Origin of the sequence: Pleurocapsa sp. PCC 7319 (genome assembly GCF_000332195.1) — a bacterium.
Classification (GTDB): domain Bacteria; phylum Cyanobacteriota; class Cyanobacteriia; order Cyanobacteriales; family Xenococcaceae; genus Waterburya.
The window spans coordinates 5,642,704-5,663,209 of the sequence record NZ_KB235922.1; the positions used below are offsets into that span (position 1 = coordinate 5,642,704).

Below are 20,506 nucleotides of genomic sequence, written 5' to 3' on the forward strand. Positions count from 1 at the left end.
ATGCGTGATTTTAACTATTTCTCTATATATGTATTCTGTTTTTTTCGGTACAACCACTTATCTTAAATCCAATTTGTAGCAGCTACAATGTCCAATGAGACCAGTCAATTATCGATTGAATCCGATATTTCTAACTTATGATCAGCTATTTTAATAGCCATAAAATAATGAAATTTAAGATATTAAATCGATGCTAATTATCAAGGATAAACACTATATATGTTTTTACTGGATAAGCTAAACAGTCATACCATCATATCTGAGGTTAAAGTACAAGTTTTGAAATATTACTTAGGACAGGTATATGCTCAATAATTTAACTAGTATCTTTGCTAAGAATGATGGAAACATTGGAATTGAAATTAATCCCCAAAAGATTAATATTGCTCAAATAGCTAAACAGGGACAGCAATATAAGCTGCTCAAAAATGTCTCAGCTGATATTCCAGAAGGAGTTTATGAAGATGGACAAATTGTCGATTCTTTGACCTTGTCTGAATTAATCAAAGATACTCTACAAGCTAATAAAATTAGTGCTCAAAAAGTATCAACTGCTGTACCAATGAGGGAAGCAATAATACGTGTTATTCCTGTTCCTGCGGAATTAGATGAAGAAGAATTAAAAGATATGGTTTTGGTACATGAAGCAGGAATGTACCTTCCATATCCTAGAGAAGAAGTAGATCTAGATTACGCTAAGCTCGGCTACTTCATGGATGAAGATGGCATCGAAAAAGTTAATGTTCTCTTAGTAGCAACTAAAAAAGAAGTCACTGATCTTTATTCTGAAATTTTTGAGCAAGCAGACTTAGAAATGAGGGTTCTAGAAATCAATAGTTTTGCTCTAATTAGAACCATTAGGGAACAATTACGGCAGTTTGGTTCTAAGGAAGCTGTGGTTCTAGTAGATTTAGAATTTGATAATACCGAAATTGCGATCGTTGTGGAAGGAGTTCCTCAATTTTCCAGAACTGTACCGATTGGTACCTATCAAATGCGTACTGCATTTTCTCAGGCAATGGGTTTACCTCTCACTGGTGCCACACAAGTGCTTCATGACATAGACATACTTGATGGAATTCAAGATAGTGGAGATATTGATTCATCGCAAATTGATTCTGGAAAAGCTGCCTTGATCAAAGTTCTCGGAGAATTAACCGAAGAATTGAGCCGTTCAATTAACTTTTATATTAATCAAAGTGAAGATTTAGAAATAGCTCAGTTACTTTTGGCTGGTCCTGGAGCTGGTATTAGTCAAGTAGATGAATTTTTTACTCAAAAATTAAATTTACCCACGATGAAAGTCGATCCGATTACAACTTTAGGTTTAGATCTTAGCCAAGATATCGCCCCTGAAAGTCGTCCCGGTTTAGGCATTGTCCTGGGGTTAGGGATGCGGGATCTTTAATCAATTTTGGATGTGCATTATTGAGTAGTCATCGAGCTGAAATCATGCCTTGACTATAGTATTCGTTATTCTGGAAATCGGTATGACTTTATGTATAACTTAGATATTAATTTTCTTAGAGATAGGGGTCTGGATCAGTCTACTGATCTTAGTAGTCTGGCACAAAAAAAAGAACCTACAATGGCAGATAAAATTCCCATTTTTGCGGGAATTATTGTCGCACTAGTAGCCCCAGCAATTGCTTTTGGCTATTTGCAAAGTGTTAAGGCGAAAACAGTACGTGTTGAACAAGAAATCACAGAAATTGAAAGTGAAATTGCTGAATTAGGTAATCAAAACAAGAGGATCGAAGCTGCAAACGAAGAAATTCAAAAAGCAGAGCAAGAAACTGCTGCCCTAGTAAGCGTATTTGAAAGCATCAAGCCTTGGGCTGCCATAATGCAAGAAGTAAGCGACCGCACTCCTGCTGGAGTTCTAGTGGATTCAATTCAGCAGAGTGGTTCTGGTAATGGAACAGGAATCAATATAGCTGGTGTTGCCCGCTCATATAACGATGTCAATGACTTTGTTTTGTTTCTCCAGCGATCGCCATTTTTTAGTGAAAAACAAACTAAATTGAATGGTGCTAATCTAGTTGAATTTCCCGTTGAAGTAGAGAATGAAGAAGATTTACCAGATAACGCCACACTAGAGATTCCTCAAGGAATTAAGTATACAATTTCGGCTCAATTGAGTAATGTTCCTTCTTCTCAACTAATTGAAGAAATTGCTCAAAAAGGCTCAGTTGGTGTAGCAACCAGACTAAAAACATTAGAACGTAAGGGAGCGTTATCAAAATGACCTTTGCTGATGATTTTGCAACGGAAGAACAAGGTTTTGCCGAAGATTACCCCTCTGCTTTTGGGATTACCTTTACCCCTCAAGTTACTGGGATAGCGATCGCAGTAGCAGGAATTGCTTTGGCAGTGTATGGCTTTATCAATTTTGTGCAACCAGCGCAAAAAAGGTATCAAGAGGCTGTGACTAGACAAGAAGAACTTAAGGGGCAATTAAACAAAATTAAAACAGGAGATTTACAGCTTAAATTAGCTCAGTTAGAGTCTGATTTAGCAGCCCAAAAAGTACTTAGATCTCGTGTTTTATCCATGTTTACTAACGAAAATGACTTAGAAACATTGCTCTTAGATTTAAACAGCTTCATTACCTCCAATCAGGGAGTTTTAACCCAATATCAACCTGATAGTAATATAACCACTATTGATGATGCTTCACTGGGGGCTGAAGTACAAGGCAAACTAAAGCGACAGGGAATTTCTTTGACTCTTGAAGGAACTTTCAATGAAACTAAACAAATTCTGCAAGATTTAGAGCGTCTACAACCATTATTAATGGTGCAAAGTATCAGTTCTAGTATTGAGGAGCAACCAACAGCAATTTTAACCAGTAGTAGAAGTGAAATTGTGCCTCAAAAGCAGGCACAGTTAAAAACGCAAATTAAGCTAGATGCCATTTTGCCCTTAAGTCAAGCAGAACTGGAAAAAGCTCAAGAAGCTGATGCTAAAGCAGAAGAAGCTGAAAAAGCAGAACGAAGAAATAATAGACGCAAAAGTAGCAAAAATAATACAGAAGAAACTGAGAGTAGCAACTAAATAATCTGGCTACGAAAATTATATTTACTAATAGAATAGGTTGAGGATTGAACAGTGAAAAATTATTGCGATCGCCTTGGATTTTTGACTACATTAACAATTATACTTTTGGCAGCCCAATCAACTCTCGCTGCGGAACTAAATATTAAGGAAATTGAGCTAGAAAAAGAAAACACTCAACTAGAAATAAAACTATCAACATCCAAGCGAGTTGGTAATAATACTTCTTTTTTCTCAGTTCGTAAAGGTAATACTATTGAAGCTAATCTACTCAACACCAATCTAGATTTACCTCAAGGTGATTCTTTTAAACAAGAAAATCCCCTGCCAGGAATTAAAACAGTAGAAATTAATCAAGTCGATCAAGAACACACTCAAATTACAGTTTCCACTGAACCAGATATCACCATCGAACATCTGCTAGAACAACAGGGAGATGATTTAATTCTGAGCCTAAATCGAATCACTAAAACCCAATCTTTCCAGAGGAACGTCAAGGAATTTAGCCATAAAGCAGTCAAAAATATTAAGCAGACTTATAAGACTGCTCTAGGTCAGAAAAAAACCAAAGACGATCAAAAATCATCCACAACTAGTCCTAAAAAAAATAAACAAAACACCAAAAATTCTGATGTTTTAATTCCTAATCCAGAAATCGTAATTAACGATAATCGGGTTAATAATCAAAAAGAGATGCTATTTCAGGCTCAAGATAATTCTACACCTCAAGAAACTCTGCCTCGAGCCGTTGCCCCTCCCGTTGGCGACATGGCAGTTTCCAATATCAGTACCATGCCTGACATGGTAGATTTAGGCTCAGGAGCTTTAGTTCCTCGCCTTGTTTTGCGTGAAGCTCCTGCAAGAGAAGCTTTATCGCTTCTTGCCCGAACTGCGGGTTTAAATGTTGTTTTTGTCGCTAATGATAATCAAGGTTCACAAGGTAATAACTCGCAAAACAATGAGGAAGCAGGTCCAAAAATTTCTCTAGATATACAAAATCAACCTGTCCAGGAAGTGTTTAACTCCGTTCTGCTTATTTCTGGTTTAAATGCCAATCGTCGAGGCAACATTATCTATGTTGGGGAAAAATTACCTACTCAGGCACGTAACTTAGTTAATCGTACTATTCGATTAAATCAAGTTGCTGCTTTTGACGCAGCAGCATTTTTATCATCAATGGGAGCTGAAGCTAGGATATTTCAGTCATCCAAGATTGAATTTGATGCTTCAGGTAGTGGCAATAGTTCAAGTAGTGGGGGTGGTTCAAGTAGTGGGGGTGGTTCAGTAAGTCTTGATATTAAAACATCAACCAGTAGTATACCTGAAATTCAAGCCTTAACATTGGACGTTAATGAGAATACAAAAGGTGCCACAATATTTTATGGATTAGCCGTTGCTGTGGATGAAAGATTAAATTCCATTACCTTAGTTGGAGAACCACAAATTGTCGAACGCGCGACTGCTTATTTAACCCAAATGGATGCTCGTCGCCGCCAAGTGGCAGTCAACGTAAAAGTTCTCGATGTCAACTTGCTTAATCAAGATATTTACAACAGTAGTTTTTCCTTTGGTATCAACGACACTTTCTTTGTCCAGGATCAAGGTTCAGCAGCTCTAAATTTTGGCGGAGTTAATCCCCCTGAAACAGAGACGGTAACTACAAGAGCAGGGTTTCCACGAGTTGTTCCCTTGCCAATACCTTCTGGTACCTCAACTGAAAATGCTGGCTTCCTTGATAATGTTCAAGGTAGAGCTTTATTTGATGGATCAGTTCCTTCAACTAATTTTCCCGGATTTTATGCTCGTGGACCTTTTGGTACAGATAGTAATCCTTTTCAACCAGGGATTACTGAAGTCTCTGACAACGGGCAGATTACGTTTCAACTACCTACCTTATATGAAATTCCAGATAAGTTTCTAGCACTATTGGAGTCTCAAGTCACCAGTGGTAATGCCAAGATCCTAACCGATCCAACTTTAATGGTACAAGAAGGTGAAATCGCAACAATCAGACTGACCCAAGAAGTTGTGAAAAGCGTTAAAACTGATATTGATGGAGAATCAGGTACCAGAACTATTACTCCTGTAATTGGTGAAGCGGGATTGCTGTTACCAGTATTAGTAGAAAAAATTGATGACAATGGCTTTATTTCTATAAGGGTTGAACCAGAAGTTAGTTCCATAGGGGCAACTCAAGAATTCGATAGCGGTGATGGTGCAGTAAACTTATTAAATTTATTAGCGACGAGAGAACTAAGTTCAGGCTTGATTCGTGTTAGAGATGGACAGACTCTAATCTTATCGGGGATTATTCAAGACCGGGAAAGAACTACAATTTCTAAAGTACCTATCTTAGGTGATATTCCTTTACTTGGTTCTCTGTTTAGAAGTACTGACAAAACCAACGAAAGATCAGAAGTAGTAGTTTTGTTAACTCCCGAGATCGTGGAAGAGGATGCAGGGTTAGCCAGCAACTTTTCACCCAGCAAGGAAAGCCGTGAAATCCTTCAGAGAGAAGGGGTTGGACTGCTTAAGTAGCCGACTGAATAGGTTGTTTTGTGGCTTGTTTTTGGTGGTTGAAATAAAAAAAATTGTTGAAATCTATATAAATTAGCACTTTCAACGATCCATATTTGCCAAGTAGAGCTTAGAATAAGGCAGTCACAATTACTCCGCTTACACGCGACGGAGTCTGTTGTGACTGTTGGTGAAAAAAGCAGTCTATAAATTGCTGTGGTTTTTTTGAACTCAGATGTTATAAATATGGCTGGTAAATCCAATTTTCACATTCATAAGTTCTCTGATACCGAGGACTAAATTAAACAAGCCACAAACAAAAAGAAGGAGACCATCAAAATGAATAAAGGTGAATTAGTTGATCGCATTTCTCAAAAAGCGACTGTAACTAAAAAGCAAGCTGATGCAGTGCTATCGGCAGCAATCGAAACCATTATGGAAGCTGTATCTGAAGGAGATAAAGTAACTTTAGTTGGGTTTGGTTCTTTTGAAAGACGCGATCGCAAGGAAAGGGAAGGACGTAATCCTAAAACTGGAGAAAAAATGTCTATTCCTGCTACCAAAGTTCCTGCTTTCTCAGCTGGGAAGCTGTTTAAAGAGAAAGTAGCACCTAAGTAATAGGCAAGATACTTAATTGATCTTGAACAGACCACTACACGGTGGAAATTTAAATTGGGCAGCCACTGTTGCTGGTTGCCCAGTTTCTCTGTTAACAGATTTTTCTGCCAGCATTAATCCTTTGGGAACTCCCAAGACAGCGATCGCTAGTATTATTAATAATATTTCACAATTAACTGTCTACCCCGATCCTGGATATGCCGATCTGCGATCGCATTTAGCCAAGTACCATAAAATTGATCATAAGTTTATTTTGCCTGGTAATGGTTCAGCAGAGTTGTTAACTTGGGCTGCCAGAGAACTAGCGCAACAAAAATTTACATATTTAATTACCCCAGCCTTTAGTGATTACGCCAGAGCATTGAATGCTTTTGACGGCAAAATATATCCTTGTCCACTGCCACTTAATTCCTGTAAGGGCGAACTGCCGTTCGCCCCATCGCCCCAAACATCCCCTCTCCCTATCCCCATATCGCCCCGTTCCGAATCGGGGTTACTGTTGAACAATCCCCACAACCCAACGGGCAAGTTATGGACAAGAGAAGAAATATTGCCTTGTTTACAGCAATTCAGCCTGGTAGTGGTTGATGAAGCCTTTATGGACTTTTTAATGCCATCTGAGGAGCAAAGTTTAATTCCTTTAATTGGGAAGTATCCTAATTTAGTTATTTTGCGTTCTTTAACCAAGTTTTATAGTTTACCAGGGTTAAGAATTGGCTATGCGATCGCTCATCCAGAAAGATTACAAAAATGGCAAAAGTGGCGTGATCCCTGGTCAGTTAATGCATTAGCAGTAGTAGCAACCAAAGCTGCGATTCAAGACCAAGAATTTCAGCAGCAGACGTGGAACTGGTTGGCAACCGCGCGATCGCGATTATTTGAGCAATTACAAGCTATTCCAGGGCTACATCCTTTTCCAAGTGCAGCCAATTATCTCTTGGTGAAAACAGAAATTTCGGCGACAAAGTTACAAGAAAAATTATTAACTAACTATCAAATTGTGATTCGAGATTGTCTCAGTTTTCCCGAATTGGGCGATCGCTATTTTCGGATTGCAGTACGTTTACCAGCAGAGAATGATCGTTTAGTAGAAGCTATTGCTGCTATCGTTTAATTTGGGTTAATTTATTGTAAGACTCAATCGATATGGCGGTAGATTATGACTTAGTGGTAATTGGTAGTAGTTGGGCAGGTATTTATGCTGCGAGGAATGCGGTTCAACTTCAAGCTCGTGTTGCCCTTGTGACTCAATGCCAAAACCAATATTTACCAAATGATGTGCTAGTCAATCATAGCCTGAGCGAGATAGGACGGCTTAATTATCAACTGGCAAATCATCCTTTTGCTATAGCATCAGAGAGACAATCTCCGTTTATTTCTTTGCAAGAAGCCAGTGATTGGACGAAAGGCATTAATTCAAGGATAAAAGCCGAAAATTCTCTATCCAGTTTGGCAGTTTTGGGGGTAGATGTAATTGTGGGCAAGGGTCAATTTTTTTCCCTACCTAAATTGGGGTTTCAAGTAGGTCAGAGAAAACTGCGATCGCGTCATTACCTGCTAGCTACCGGCTCTAAATTCGTTCCCAGATTACTTGATGGCAATAATACAGAAAATTACATAACGCTACGAGACTTGTGGAGGATAAATTTAGGTAAATTACCGCAAAGTATAATTATTGTTGGTAAGGATCCAATTTCTCTAGAATTAGCTCAAAATTTAGCTAGATTTGATAAAAAAGTCACTTTAGTTGTCAATCAACCCAGAATTTTACCTCAGGAAGATTTAGATATTGCCATCTTAATTCAAGGACAACTAGAAGCCGAAGGGATCAGAATTTTAACTGAAGCAAAAGTTAGCCAAATCAAAATAATTAATGAGCAAAAATGGTTACAGGCTGGCGATCAAGCTTTGTCAGCCGATGAGATTATTTTTGCTGATTGTCGTCAACCTAATATCGAAGAATTAAATCTAGCGTCAGTAGAAGTTAAATACGATCATTGCCGAGTTTATGTTAATAAAAAGCTGCAAACTACTAATGCGAATATCTATGCTTGTGGTGATTTAATTGGAGGATATTGTTTACCTAATATTGAGCAATATGAAGTTAATTTAATTCTGAAAAATTCATTATTTTCCCCTTGGTATAAAACCAACTATTTTTCTCTACCATGGGCGATTTTAACCGACCCTAATTTAGTAAGAATAGGATTGAATGAAAAGCAAGCCCAACAACAATATGGTGTCAATATTTACATTATTAAACAATATTTTAATGATACCGACCAAGCACGTATTTTAGACCAAAACACTGGCTTATGTAAGCTTTTAGTCAGAGAAAATGGAGTAATAGTAGGTTGTAGTTTAGTAGGCGAGAACGCTAGAGAATTTATCTCTGCGATCGCGTTGATGATGGAACACAATATCAGGCTAGATAATAATCCATTTCGAGGACTAACTGAGTTTTCAGTTTCTACTATTTATCCAAGTTTTGCTGAAATTCTACAACAAGCTAGCTATAATTTTTATCAACAAAAGTTGCAACGTAATCCAAGAAGATTAAATCGTCTAAGAATTTGGTCAAGTTTATTTTAGCTGGGAAATAATTTAATCATTAAGTTATATTGATATATTCTTAAGATAATATGAGGAAATAAGTAATTGTGCTCGGTTTATATGAGTATTAAAGCGAACGTAATTTAAGCTTTGTTAAGTAATAGAAGATAAGTATTTAAAAAAAATAAGGCTTTTGCTAGTCTATTTAAACAGTAAATATTGAACTTATTTTTAAAGTTATATCTATCTCATAATTTTTTTTACTATACTGAATACTCTCGTATTACAATGCAACATTTTCATGACGAATGGATTCAAGAATGGTGTGATCATAATGGTTGGACAGATTTATTTCAAGAACGCTACGATCATTACTGGGCTTTTCCGCCTAATTGCGTCATGCCAGAGCCAATCCCACAAAAAGTGATGAGGGTAATCAAGAGTGAAAAAGGTCTGAGTCGCTGTGAGCAAAAGTGGTTGCTCTCTGCGGGGGTTGTCAGTGTGTTTGCTTTAATTTCCAGTTATCTTTGTCTATCACCAATGCCTCTAATTTTTGCATTTGGGTTTGATGCTATTATTTGTGCTTTAATGGAGTGCGAAATTTAGCTTTGCTAGAATTGAGTATAGTTTTTTTGGTTATTACCAGGGTTGGAGGTTGGAACCAAGTTTTTAACTCAATACTTCTTTTCCAGGTCGGATGCTCGGATACAATGAATACTGTAGATAACTCTATTATTTGACTTTAATATCATTTGACTTTAGTTTGGACTCAGAAGACGATAAATGATGATGCAGTTTTCAAAAGCCCTAAATCTAAATCTGTCGGTGGGATAATTGTTAGCTGTAGCCAAAGATATCAGGATATTTAACAGCTAAACTATGTTTAATTTGGGTAATAATCGACCAGAAATAGCAGAGCAGCAATGGCGATCGCAATTAGATCATTTTGTTGATGATTACGAACATCAACTTGCAGCTTTAGCCTGGGGATTGCAACAGGAATGGCAAGACAGTGGTGATGTAAACGATGTATTGGGTATTGATCTTGAACCAACTCCTCACTTTGTAGCCTGTTCTCAGGAAAGTTTGGACAAGTTAAATCATAATACTAGAGGGCAGCTACAGGAAATTCTCGGAATTGTTGATGGTTCTGATCGAGCAACGGAAATAGTAATTATTGTCATTGCTAAAGGACAAGTCAAACTAATTAACTTTCAACCCGAAATTACTCCACCCGATTGCTTTGCTGCTACTGATGGTAATATCGATCAACTAATAGCAACTTTGGAATTAGCCTTGGCTAAATATATTAAATAATTGATAAAAATATCTAGCCACCTTCTGATTTACAGGACAATCTAGTATATAGCGTTTCTCGTATTAATGAGATACACCTTGTTGAAGTCAGGGAATAGGGAATAGGGAATAGGGAACAGGGAATAGAGGTTTTAAGGTTTTTGACTAAGTTTATATATGTACCTCACTTATTTGAGAAACGCTATAGATGTCAATGTTATTTCCCGTACTAAAGTTACCAAAAATAGAGAACTTTCACTAATAGAAAAGGCTAACAGAAATCGACTAATATTTAAGTGGTTAAATTATCAGATAAACTACTGATTTAGGTAACAAAGATGTTGCAATTTTTGCTGACATGGTTAGCGACAGCTGTTTCTTTAATTATTACTGCTTTTGTAGTGCCTGGCTTCACTATAGTAAGCTTTTCATCTGCATTAGTGGGGGCAGCAGTTTTAGGCTTAGTTAATGCGATTATCAAACCAATTTTGATTTTGTTTACTTTACCACTGACAATTTTAACTTTGGGTTTGTTTCTCCTAGTAGTAAATGCGATCGCTTTGGGCTTAGTAGGCTATCTAACCCCAGGATTAGCGGTAGCTGGCTTTTTTCCGGCTTTATTTGGCTCAATTGTATTGACATTAGTTTCTAGTTTGATTTATCAGTTTTTTCCTACTTCGGAATCACTCAATTGAGAAGAATTCTTAATCTCTTAAGAATCCAACGTTTTGAGCTTTAGCGGAAACATTAGATTTTGACATCCTCTCCGTCCTGCGCTGACGCTAAAGAACGGAGATTCCCTAAAACAAAGTTAACTGTTTAGGGGTGGTAGACGGTTCAACACAAACTGCTACTACTGTAGTCTGACATTTGCTCCCACGTCCGTTGATATATTGGTCGGATTGCCCACCCGCCCATCGATTTAAATTTTCTGCTGCGTTGATATCTCGGTCGTGAATAGTATTGCAAAACAAGCATTCCCACTCCCTAACATCTAGCTCTTTTTTTCCTTCTGACTCTCCGCAGCATGAGCATTTTTGAGATGATGGAAACCATCTGTCTACGATAGTTAAATGCCTACCGTACTTGTCGCATTTAGCAGCAAGTGTAGTTTTAAATTTACTCCAACCTGCATCACTAATTGCTCGTGACAACTTACGGTTTTTAACCATTCCTGCCACATTCAAGTCTTCTACTGCCAGAGCTTGATTTTCGCGTACTAGGCGAGTAGTTAACTTGTGAATAAAATCTGTTCTTTGGTCTTTTACCTTAGCATGAAGTTTAGCTAGCCTATGCTTGCGTCTTTTTCTCCGCTCAGATTCTTCCATGCGGCTTAAGCCTTTGGTAGCTTTGGATAATCTTCGATTAGCTTTTTGGATTTTCCGGAGCATTTTCTTGTGTAGACGAGGATTTTCAACCTTTTCGCCTGAACTTAAAATAGCAAAATAGGTTAAACCTAAATCAATCCCAACAGATTGCTCCGTAACAGGTGAAACAGGTTGCTCAACTTCAACTACAAAAGAAGCAAAATATCTGCCAGAACAATCTTTGATGATAGTCACACTTGATGGTTCGCTTGGTAGTGGTCGAGAAAAAACTATTGGTATATGACCAATTTTGGCAAGTTTAACCGATTGAGAATGTACACTAAAGCCACCAATTCTGAATCTAATTGATTGTCTAGATTGTTTTTTCTTGAGCTTAGGTTTTCCTACTGGTTTACCTTTTCTTTTTCCTTTTAAACTAGAAAAATAATTATTCCAGGCAGTGCATAAATCTCTATATGACTGTTGGAGAACAATGTTAGAGACTTCAGCCAACCAACTTCTTTCTTCAGTTTTTTTAGCCTGAGTAATAACCTGTTTGTCTACATCCTTTGGTCTTGGCAAACCTTCTCTGAAAGCTTTCTTGTAGACCCATAACGCATCATTCCAAACTACACGAGCGCAACCAAAAGCTTTGGCTAATGGCTCAATCTGAGTCGGTCTGGGATAAATTCTGTACTGGTATCTAGCTTTCATGTACAGTATGATAACATTGGTCTGTACATAAGATTATGAAGTTTAGAAGAGAGAGAAATAGCGTTACAGATTTAAAAGTACACTTAGTCTGCGTAACCAAATATCGCGCTCAAGTGTTTTCTGCACCGCAGATTGAATTAATTGAAAAAGTATTTTATGAAGTAGCTAAAAAGATGAATATACAGATACTCGAAATTAATGGAGAGACAGACCATCTTCATGTTTTGGTTGAATATCCTCCCAAGTTATCTGTATCTAAAATGGTTAACTCTCTTAAAGGGGTATCTAGTCGTAGATTTGGGCAAGCTGGTTTCAAAAAGCCTAAAAATGGGAAAGCATTATGGAGTCCTAGTTATTTTGCGGTTTCTGTAGGTGGCGCACCCATAGAAGTATTAATCAAGTATATTAAAGAGCAAAACCGTCCAGCCATATAAAGTCGTGCTAGAAGCACGAGGCTTGTATCCCATTACCTTCGGTCAAAATAAATAAGCAAAACAACAAAAAAGGGTTGACATCTTACTTTTGGTCAACCCCCATGCTTGGGAACGCGCTTCAACTTAAAATCAAATTCTTGCTATTACTGAAGAACTAATTTAACGTTGGCATTCTGCAAACCACGCTGCTTGACTTCAGACAAAGTTTTATTAACAGCATATTTTTGGTTAATAGAGTTGATCAACTCGGTTTGGTTGTGTTTTTTAGCTACACCCCAAAGATCGGCAATCAAATCAAAAGTACCATCGCTATTTTCGGACCAGCCTAAATCATATTCGCCTTCCAAGGTAGCAACGATATCAGCACGGATTCTCTGACCGTTATAACCACGAACATCTGCATTAGTTTGAACATTAATACCAAGATCGCGAAGAGAATTAGTTAAAATTTCAGAATCGCTAATTTTGGTGCGTAGAGTGCTAAAGTGAGACATATGATTTCCTCCAGTAGAAGAGAAGTAAACAACAACTTTAAAATCAATAACCGCCTAAGCTCTTTTGAGAGACGGACTATTTAATAAACTGCTAGCTTTACAATTGCTAGCCTCTGCTTCTGCGAATTACTTTAACTCGCAGAAGAAAGCCTGTTAAAATTCCAGTCGCTGATATTCAGCAACGGAAGCTGACGCAGGTCTGGCTCTTTGCCCAGCCCAATCTCTCAAGGCTGTTACCTGTTCAGTCATAGTTCGTGACAGAGGTAAGGTTGATTTAATAGCAGCAATAATATCTAGCTGCGTAAACTCCCTATCCTGAGCAAAAGCATCATACATTGCAGCGATAATTGCTTGCTCAATCTCTGCACCTGAAAAACCTTCTGACACTTTGATTAACTGCTCTAAATCAAAACGATTGATCTCCGAGCGTCTTTTTCCAAGGTGAATTCTAAAAATATCTCCCCTTTCTGCTGAACTAGGTAAATCCACGAAAAAGATTTCATCAAATCTTCCTTTACGTAAGAACTCTCCTGGCAATCTTTCAACACGGTTAGCTGTAGCCATTACAAATACGGGAGATTTCTTCTCTTGCATCCAGGTTAAAAATGAACCAAATATGCGACCAGAAGTTCCACCATCAGAATCTCCAGAGCCACCCCCACCGGCAAAAGCCTTATCTAGTTCATCAATGAAAAGAATTACGGGAGAAATAGATTCTGCTGTTTTTAAAGCATTTCGTAAATTCGCTTCTGAACGACCCACTGTTGAACCGTCATAAACTCTACCCATATCGAGGCGCAGTAAAGGTAAACCCCAGAGACGAGATGTTGTTTTGGCGATCAAAGACTTACCACAACCAGGAATTCCTAAAATTAACATTCCTTTGGGCTGAGGGAGTCCATATTCTCTAGCTCTTTCTGTAAATGCATTGGAACGCTGTCTCAACCATCGCTTAAGCTCCTCCAAACCGCCTACTGAGTCTATAGTCTCGTCTTCTTCGATATACTCCAAAATACCATTGCGACGAATTAATTGTTTTTTCTCTGAAAGAACAATTTCTACTTCTTCTTCGGTCAGACGACCTGCTTTCACCTGAGCTTTACGATAGACTTTTTCGGCTTCATCTTTGGTTAAACCCAATGCAGCTTTCAGCAGCTTTTCTCTAGTTTCTGTACTGAGACGACTACTATTACTTTTCAACAGTCTTTCTGAAAGAACCTGATTCAGTTCAGTCAAATTTGGTAAAGGATAGTCTAGGACTACGGCTTCCTTTTCTAACTCAATGGGTAAGTTTTGAACAGGTGACATTAATATAATTACTTTATTAGTACCCTTGAAAGATGCTATGCCATCCCTTAACCACCTAGTAATTACAGGACCATCAATAAAAGGGTGCAAATCTTTGAATATATATATTCCTGAATCTTTCTGCCTAATAGTCCATTCAATTGCTGCCTCGGGGGAAACAGTATTGTGTTGGGTTGCTTGACGAGGTTGACCATATTCAACCATTCCTCGTGTTACAGTCCACACAAAAATTCGCTTGTATTCAGCATTATCTTTAACAATATTAGAGATAGCTTGCTCTGCCCGCTCCTCCTCTGGAGTAATTAGATAAATTAACGGGTATTGAGCTTGTACGAGAATATTTAGCTCTTCTTTCATGATATCGACCTTGCTGAATCCTTAATATTTATGGTTAAGCTTTTTACTGCATCTCGAAAACTTTACAGACAGGAAACAAGCTCTTCTTCGTTAAATCCATCCGAGCCACCTGTTTCGCTCGCTACTTTCAGAGGTATCTCTTCAGCTATCATTCCTGCTTGACTGTTTAGAGAGACTATCTCTCCTTCTCTCACCACTAACGCCGCATCACATTCTGGACATAAATGCACTTGGTGCGTTTTACCCTGGGTAGTTGCCTCAATTTCCTCTACCTTTTCTGGATACTGCATATAAAAGGCGATCGCTTTTTCGACAAGAGCAGACATTGACTCAAGATCTACAGCCGCTTTTATTTTTAATTTCCTATGCAGTTCTGGAGGTATATATAAAGTTACTTTCTGCTTACTTTGCATATCACTAAGTTGATTAATCACCCGGGTATACAGGTCAATGTACTTATTTTATTTTTTTCTGTCAAGACAGTAAGACGCTATGACGTCAATATTGTAATATTTCTCAATATTCTGCCGTTTTGAATTACACTTAACACTTAGTAATAGTACTCAAACGCAGAACTATTTCGTCTATTGCTTCAACTACGGCATAATTTGACTGATTAGTGGGTTGATTGGTAATGATGCTAAAAACAAAAACCCCATATTCTGGGTGATCGATATAACCAGATAAAGCCTTGACGCCTCTAAGGGTACCCGTCTTGGCTCTTACTGTTCCTTCCGCAGTAGTGTGGCGGAGACGATTTCTGAGAGTACCACTGATACCAGCGATGGGAAGAGAAGCCAAGAAAACATCATTTCCCCGAGCATCAAACATAGCTCTAAGAGTAGAAGTTAAAGTTCTAGGAGTTGCCAAGTTATTACGGGACAAACCTGAGCCATCTTTTAATCGATAACCGTTAGAATCAATTCCCAAATTAGTTAAAGCCTGTTGAACTGATTGAGAGCCGCCGACGTATCGCAGCAAAACATTGGCATAATCATTGTCACTTTTAAGATTAGTAACTGTAATCCAATCGCGAATCGATGTAGAACGAATTTGCCCATCTGGATTGAGCTTTTGTAAAGCAGCAGCAGTGACTAACAACTTCATATTAGAAGCAGGAACCATATAAGAGTCAGGATTACGACTATAAATATTACTTCCGCTGAGAGATTGAACCAAAATTGCCCACTTTACCTTCTCGAGACTGGGATGTTCAACGATTTGATCGATAACTGGTTCTATGTAATTCGAGCAAATACCAGGAGAATTATTTTCAGGTAAAGGAACAGGAATTTCAATAGCATCTAAATTGTTGTCTAGGTGGGCAGCTGTGTCAGCGGTAACAGGAGTGAGAGAAAATAAATGAATCAGAGTTACACAACTAATAGTAAAAGGAATACTTCTGGGCGAACAGCAACTAAATTTCATAAACTAGCCGTAAAAAATTGTTAAACTGAAAAACTATGGTTCAATCCAGCATCAAACCTTTGGCAGACTTTAAATTTTGCTTGTTGTTACGAGTTACTCTCTAATAAAAAGTACCAAACAGAAAATTTTACTTAATGTTTTTTCAACGTAGATACAGCTCCCATAAAGAAAATTTACGTTGATGATCCTTAGTGATTAAGTTCCAAAATCTCTATTGTCTTACTCTACAAGCAGATTTTCCGTTAAGGAGTGGACTGAAGGTTAAAGCTTCAAAACTTTCCATCAAGGTTTTAATCTATTAAGACTGGCATCGTCAAGATAATTTAATGTATCGAAGATTATTGCGACATAATTTTATTTTTGGTTGCACCAATGAGTTAAGTCGCATTGTACAAAAGTACTAGTAAATTAAGAAGATAGTATCTAATTGTTGAGCTGGAAACTTTATTATGAATAAAAATATTCAAAAAGTATACTTTGGTAATTGGATTTAGTATAGATATTGATCTAGAAATTAAGACTTAAAATTAATTTGATGCCAGCTCCCTCGCAAGCAAACAACTGGGAAAAACCTTTCGTTAAAAGCAATTTAAAGTTTATATGGTTAGTTTTAGGTGCTATGAGCTTGATCGGTTGTAGCTTTGAGTCACAGAATAAATCTCAAACATCTCAACCAACAAAATCAAATTTAACCAATGTATCTTTAGAGCAAAATAAGATCAATGTTGATGTCGAAGTTGCTGGCTTAGGTTTTATTAGCTCTGAACGCAAATATACTGGCACAACTCAACCTCAACAAGAGGTATCTTGGCGATCGCAAACTGAAGGAATACTATTAGAACTATCAACAGAAGTTGGTGATAGAGTAGCCAAAGGAGAACTAATTGGTCAACTTGACGATCTCCTCTTAGCAGCCGACGTTGCTGGAAGAGAAGGAGAATTAGCCACCTTAGAATCAGAATTGGCACAAGCAAAGATCCAGGTAAAAAACGCGCAAATTAGTCTAGAAGAAGCGGAAATTCAGCTAGAACAAGCTAAAAGTGATGCCCAAAGATATCAAAGGCTGGCGGCAACGGGATTAATTGCGCAACAGCAAGCTGAATCTTTTCAAACTGCAGCCCGAGTCGCCGAAAAGGTAGTGTTAACTGCCCAGGAAGCCGTCAAAACTGAAGAAAAAGCGGTAGCAGTAGTCCAAGGAAGAATTGCCACCCAACAATCGGCGATCGCTGAATCTCAACAACGTCAGACTTATTCTCAAATAGTTGCGCCCATTAGTGGCATAGTTACGGCAAGAGCTAGTGAACCTGGCAGTCTGATTCAGGCTGGAGAAGAAGTTGTAACCATTGGTGATTTTAGTCAGATTAAAATTGTCGTACCGCTTTCAGAATTAGATTTGGGGCAGGTTGTGGTGGGGCAAAGGGTAGGAGTCAAATTAGATGCCTATGGCGATCGCCAGTTTACAGGACAAGTTAGCCGAATTGCACCTACAACCAATAATTCTTCTCGTCAAATTCCCGTAGAAATTATCGTTGATAATCCCGAGCGTCAGATTAAAGGAGGACTCCTAGCCAGAGTTAACTTTGTGTCTGACAGTAAGTCAAAGGTGATTGTACCGGAATCAGCTCTTAAGACAGAGGAAGGAGCCAACTATATTTTTGCTGTTACTCAAACAAAAGAAAATAATCAAGGCAAAGTTACTAAGCGGAAAGTGGTCACTGGCGATCGTGCAAATGGCAAAGTAGAAATCACTGCTGGAATTTCACCAGGAGAAAGATATGTAATTCGTAGTAGCCAACCCCTACAAGATCGGGATGAAGTAGGGTTGAGTATTATTTCGCAATGAAAGCTATTAAGTAGGTGGGTGAAATTAAATATAAAACGGTTTTGGCAGGGGTTAGGGGATGGGTGATAGGGAAAAAATTAACTACCTGGGTTTTATAAATTATTATGCCTACCTACTTACCTGTTAGCCATTAGCTGTGCATGATAATGGAAAGATTAACCGAGTTACTTTCTCCACTTCGCTGATTCAATATACGATTGATTGAATTTTCTGTGATAAAACTTGTGTCAAAAATTCATAACCTTGCTGATTAAAATGCACACCATCTTTACTTTTGAGAAACCTTGAGTAGTTTGATTGCGATCGCATTAAAGACCAAAGATCTAGAAAATGGCTCCCTGTTAAGACTGCCACTTTAGCAGCAACTTGAACATATTGTTCTAAAATTTCCATTGTTACAAAATTAGCTGAGGGAAAAGCTTTTTTGCGTGCAGACAAGAGAGCTTGATTGATTGGTGGAGAGGTAATCAGCAGTGTCCTTTGAGGTGTAATCTGTTCGACTATTGATATCAAGTTTTGTTCATATTCTCTGATATCAATACCTTTATTTTCACTAGCATCAGCAGTGCCGAATAAGACTGTCACGAGGTCAGGACAACAATTTAAAACGTCTGTTTGTAATCTTCTCAGTGCGCCTCTGGTGTTATCCCCTCCGATACCAGCATTAACAATAGTCCAACCTGGCAAAACTTGCTTGAGCCTGGGAGTAAGTTTTAAGGTTCCATTAGGATCTTTTTCTTTGGCTGTAATGCTATCTCCCAGACAAATCAGCTTAGGCATAAATATTGATTTGATAAATCCAATACTTAATTGATTAAACTCACGACTTAGCAATTTAGCGTGTCGTGTAAACTTATAGTCCCAAAAAATCTTGGGCTTTCTCAACTACATCTGCCAAGGAACCTGGTTTAAAGGGAGAAACTAAATTAGCTGAACTTACCAACTCTTGAAATGGTGCTTGACCTCCACGCTGACAAAGAGCGATATATTCTGTTAAAGCATCTTCAAAGTTCGCTTCTGATTTTAGCCAAAATTGCATCGCGCAACATAAAGCTAAAGTGTAATCGATGTAATAAAAAGGAGAACAATAAATATGTTGTTTTTCTTGCCATAAACCACCTTGGGCAGGATAGGCTAAGTCTCCATATTGTCGCCAGGGAAGATAACGGGCTTCCATCTGTTGCCACATTTGATTTCTTTCTTGGGGAGTGGCTTGAGGGTTAGTATAAACAAGATGTTGAAAATGATCTACCGCACAGCCATAGGGCAAGAATAAGAGGGATTCTGCTAGATGAATTTCACGAAAACGATCCGCATCATCAGCAAAAAACTTATCCATCTGTGACCAAGTGAGAAATTCCAAACTCATAGAGTGGATTTCGCATGATTCCAAAGTGGGCCAGAGGTAGTCAATCAAAGGTAAATCGCGACTTTGCCAAGCTTGAAAAGCATGACCCATCTCATGGGTAAACACCTCAACATCGCCCTTAGTACTATTAAAATTAGCAAATATATAGGGAACACCTGCGGTAGGAAAGCTAGTACAAAAACCACCGCCAGCCTTACCAGGGCGAGTTTTGAGATCGAGGAAGTTGCCCCCCACCATCATCTTGAAAAAACTACCTAATTCAGGGTGCATCGCGTCGAACATTTGTTGAGCTTGCTGAAGCATCCAGTCATGATCCCCTTGAGGTTTGGGATTTCCTTGGAGATCGAATACAGATTCATCCCAAAACATAACTCGATCTAAGTTCAGCTTGGCAGCTTTTTGAGCCATAATTTTTTGTGCCAAGGGAACAACTTGCGCTACTACCTCATTCCGATAGCTTTCTACATCTGTTTCGTTATAATCAACGCGCTGCATCCTTTTGTAGCCCAGACCAATATAGTTGTCGTAGCCTAGCTTTTGCGCCATCCCATGACGTAGCTTGACTAACTGATCGTAAATACTATCTAACTGTGATTGATGTTGGCTAAAAAAATTCCAACGTGCCTTTTCTGCCTGATATCGAGTTTGGCGATCGCTGTCTTGAGTGTATTTGCGAATTCCCGAAAGGTTAACCGTCTCACCTTGAAACTCAATTTTAGCTGAAGCTAGCAGTTGCACGTATTGATTAACTAATTTTGATTCTTGAACTAGATCATCCTCGATCGCCGATTCAAAAGTAGTCACATCAGCAGACCATAGGCTGAAGGCCTGTTTACCCAAAATAGACTCTAATTCAGCTTGCTCTTTGCTATCTAATAATCTTCGCTTCAGAGCTATTTCCAGCGCAGTTAGTTTGGGCTGTAGTTCGTCACTATATTCTTGAGCTTGTTTGAAAGCTTCGTTGGCAGTGTCCTGACTAAAGTGTAGAGAAGTAAGAGCAGTCCAGCTATCCAAGCGACGGCGTAAATTCTCCCACTGTTGCAGAGCTTCTTGTTTGGCTGCCAAAGTTGTTGCCTGGTCTAAATTAGTATTGATGTTTTGATACTCTGCCGTCACTTGTTCGATTGTGGGGGTTTCTACTTCAATATCCTTAAAATTAATGGTAGTTTGGCTCATAATCGACAGCTAAAAGTGATTTCACCTAAAATTCT

Annotated in this window: 19 protein-coding genes; 12 read left to right on the top strand and 7 right to left on the bottom strand. The window is 38.3% G+C overall.

All coding sequences use genetic code 11. The annotated features are described in order from the left end of the window. Positions 1-304: 304 nt before the first annotated feature. From pilM to PLEUR7319_RS0129650, 10 genes are all read left to right on the top strand, one after another. The gene (gene pilM / locus PLEUR7319_RS0129605; RefSeq protein WP_019508855.1) at positions 305-1,408 is read left to right on the top strand and encodes a type IV pilus assembly protein PilM; all 1,104 of its coding nucleotides are present in this window, start codon (positions 305-307) and stop codon (positions 1,406-1,408) included. A gap of 90 nt (positions 1,409-1,498) precedes the next feature. Beyond that, positions 1,499-2,248 (top strand): PilN domain-containing protein, encoded by a 750-nt coding sequence (locus tag PLEUR7319_RS0129610; RefSeq protein ID WP_019508856.1) that lies wholly within the window; start codon positions 1,499-1,501, stop codon positions 2,246-2,248. Continuing rightward, complete coding sequence (locus PLEUR7319_RS0129615) at positions 2,245-3,057, top strand: hypothetical protein (protein ID WP_019508857.1); 813 nt, start codon at positions 2,245-2,247, stop codon at positions 3,055-3,057. Before PLEUR7319_RS0129610 ends, PLEUR7319_RS0129615 begins: the two co-directional genes overlap by 4 nt. 54 nt (positions 3,058-3,111) lie before the next feature. Continuing rightward, a complete protein-coding gene (locus PLEUR7319_RS0129620) occupies positions 3,112-5,595 on the top strand; it encodes an AMIN domain-containing protein (RefSeq protein ID WP_019508858.1) in 2,484 nt (827 codons plus the stop codon). 318 nt (positions 5,596-5,913) lie between these two features. Further along, a complete protein-coding gene (locus tag PLEUR7319_RS0129625) occupies positions 5,914-6,192 on the top strand; it encodes an HU family DNA-binding protein (protein ID WP_019508859.1) in 279 nt (92 codons plus the stop codon). Between the two features lie 22 nt (positions 6,193-6,214). Beyond that, a complete protein-coding gene (cobD, locus tag PLEUR7319_RS0129630; protein WP_019508860.1) occupies positions 6,215-7,306 on the top strand; it encodes a threonine-phosphate decarboxylase CobD in 1,092 nt (363 codons plus the stop codon). A 32-nt stretch (positions 7,307-7,338) separates the two neighbouring features. Continuing rightward, positions 7,339-8,784, top strand: a complete 1,446-nt coding sequence (locus PLEUR7319_RS37170; RefSeq protein ID WP_019508861.1) for an NAD(P)/FAD-dependent oxidoreductase — start codon at positions 7,339-7,341, stop codon at positions 8,782-8,784. Between the two features lie 249 nt (positions 8,785-9,033). Next, entirely contained in the window at positions 9,034-9,351 is a 318-nt protein-coding gene (locus tag PLEUR7319_RS0129640; RefSeq protein ID WP_026102867.1) for a hypothetical protein, read from the top strand. Between the two features lie 273 nt (positions 9,352-9,624). Further along, positions 9,625-10,062, top strand: coding sequence for a hypothetical protein (locus PLEUR7319_RS0129645; protein ID WP_019508863.1), 438 nt, complete (start codon positions 9,625-9,627; stop codon positions 10,060-10,062). 317 nt (positions 10,063-10,379) lie between these two features. Next, on the top strand, positions 10,380-10,736 hold the full coding sequence (locus tag PLEUR7319_RS0129650) for a phage holin family protein (protein WP_019508864.1): 357 nt from the start codon (positions 10,380-10,382) through the stop codon (positions 10,734-10,736). A 105-nt stretch (positions 10,737-10,841) separates the two neighbouring features. Here PLEUR7319_RS0129650 and PLEUR7319_RS0129655 read toward each other — a convergent pair whose 3' ends face one another. Beyond that, complete coding sequence (locus PLEUR7319_RS0129655) at positions 10,842-12,062, bottom strand: RNA-guided endonuclease TnpB family protein (protein WP_019508865.1); 1,221 nt, start codon at positions 12,060-12,062, stop codon at positions 10,842-10,844. 35 nt (positions 12,063-12,097) lie between these two features. Between PLEUR7319_RS0129655 and tnpA the strand changes: the two genes are divergently transcribed. Then, positions 12,098-12,496, top strand: a complete 399-nt coding sequence (gene tnpA, locus PLEUR7319_RS0129660; RefSeq protein ID WP_019508665.1) for an IS200/IS605 family transposase — start codon at positions 12,098-12,100, stop codon at positions 12,494-12,496. Between the two features lie 143 nt (positions 12,497-12,639). Here the strand turns inward: tnpA and PLEUR7319_RS0129665 are convergent, their stop codons facing one another. The 4 genes from PLEUR7319_RS0129665 to dacB all read right to left on the bottom strand — a co-directional run bounded on the left by PLEUR7319_RS0129665 (position 12,640) and on the right by dacB (position 16,083). Then, a complete protein-coding gene (locus PLEUR7319_RS0129665; protein WP_019508866.1) occupies positions 12,640-12,990 on the bottom strand; it encodes a DUF1257 domain-containing protein in 351 nt (116 codons plus the stop codon). Positions 12,991-13,143: 153 nt separating this feature from the next. After that, positions 13,144-14,655: an AAA family ATPase gene (locus PLEUR7319_RS0129670; RefSeq protein ID WP_019508867.1), complete on the bottom strand. Its 1,512-nt coding sequence runs from the start codon at positions 14,653-14,655 to the stop codon at positions 13,144-13,146. A gap of 62 nt (positions 14,656-14,717) precedes the next feature. After that, entirely contained in the window at positions 14,718-15,068 is a 351-nt protein-coding gene (locus tag PLEUR7319_RS0129675) for a hypothetical protein (RefSeq protein WP_019508868.1), read from the bottom strand. Positions 15,069-15,198: 130 nt separating this feature from the next. Continuing rightward, the gene (dacB, locus tag PLEUR7319_RS0129680; RefSeq protein ID WP_019508869.1) at positions 15,199-16,083 is read right to left on the bottom strand and encodes a D-alanyl-D-alanine carboxypeptidase/D-alanyl-D-alanine-endopeptidase; all 885 of its coding nucleotides are present in this window, start codon (positions 16,081-16,083) and stop codon (positions 15,199-15,201) included. A gap of 535 nt (positions 16,084-16,618) precedes the next feature. Here dacB and PLEUR7319_RS0129685 point away from each other — a divergent pair. Next, a complete protein-coding gene (locus tag PLEUR7319_RS0129685; protein WP_019508870.1) occupies positions 16,619-17,926 on the top strand; it encodes an efflux RND transporter periplasmic adaptor subunit in 1,308 nt (435 codons plus the stop codon). Between the two features lie 186 nt (positions 17,927-18,112). On the opposite strand, the gene PLEUR7319_RS0129690 is transcribed toward PLEUR7319_RS0129685, so the two are convergent. Next, the gene (locus PLEUR7319_RS0129690) at positions 18,113-18,706 is read right to left on the bottom strand and encodes a GDSL-type esterase/lipase family protein (RefSeq protein ID WP_019508871.1); all 594 of its coding nucleotides are present in this window, start codon (positions 18,704-18,706) and stop codon (positions 18,113-18,115) included. 73 nt (positions 18,707-18,779) lie between these two features. Continuing rightward, positions 18,780-20,471: a M3 family oligoendopeptidase gene (locus tag PLEUR7319_RS0129695; RefSeq protein ID WP_019508872.1), complete on the bottom strand. Its 1,692-nt coding sequence runs from the start codon at positions 20,469-20,471 to the stop codon at positions 18,780-18,782. Between the last annotated feature and the right edge of the window lie 35 nt (positions 20,472-20,506).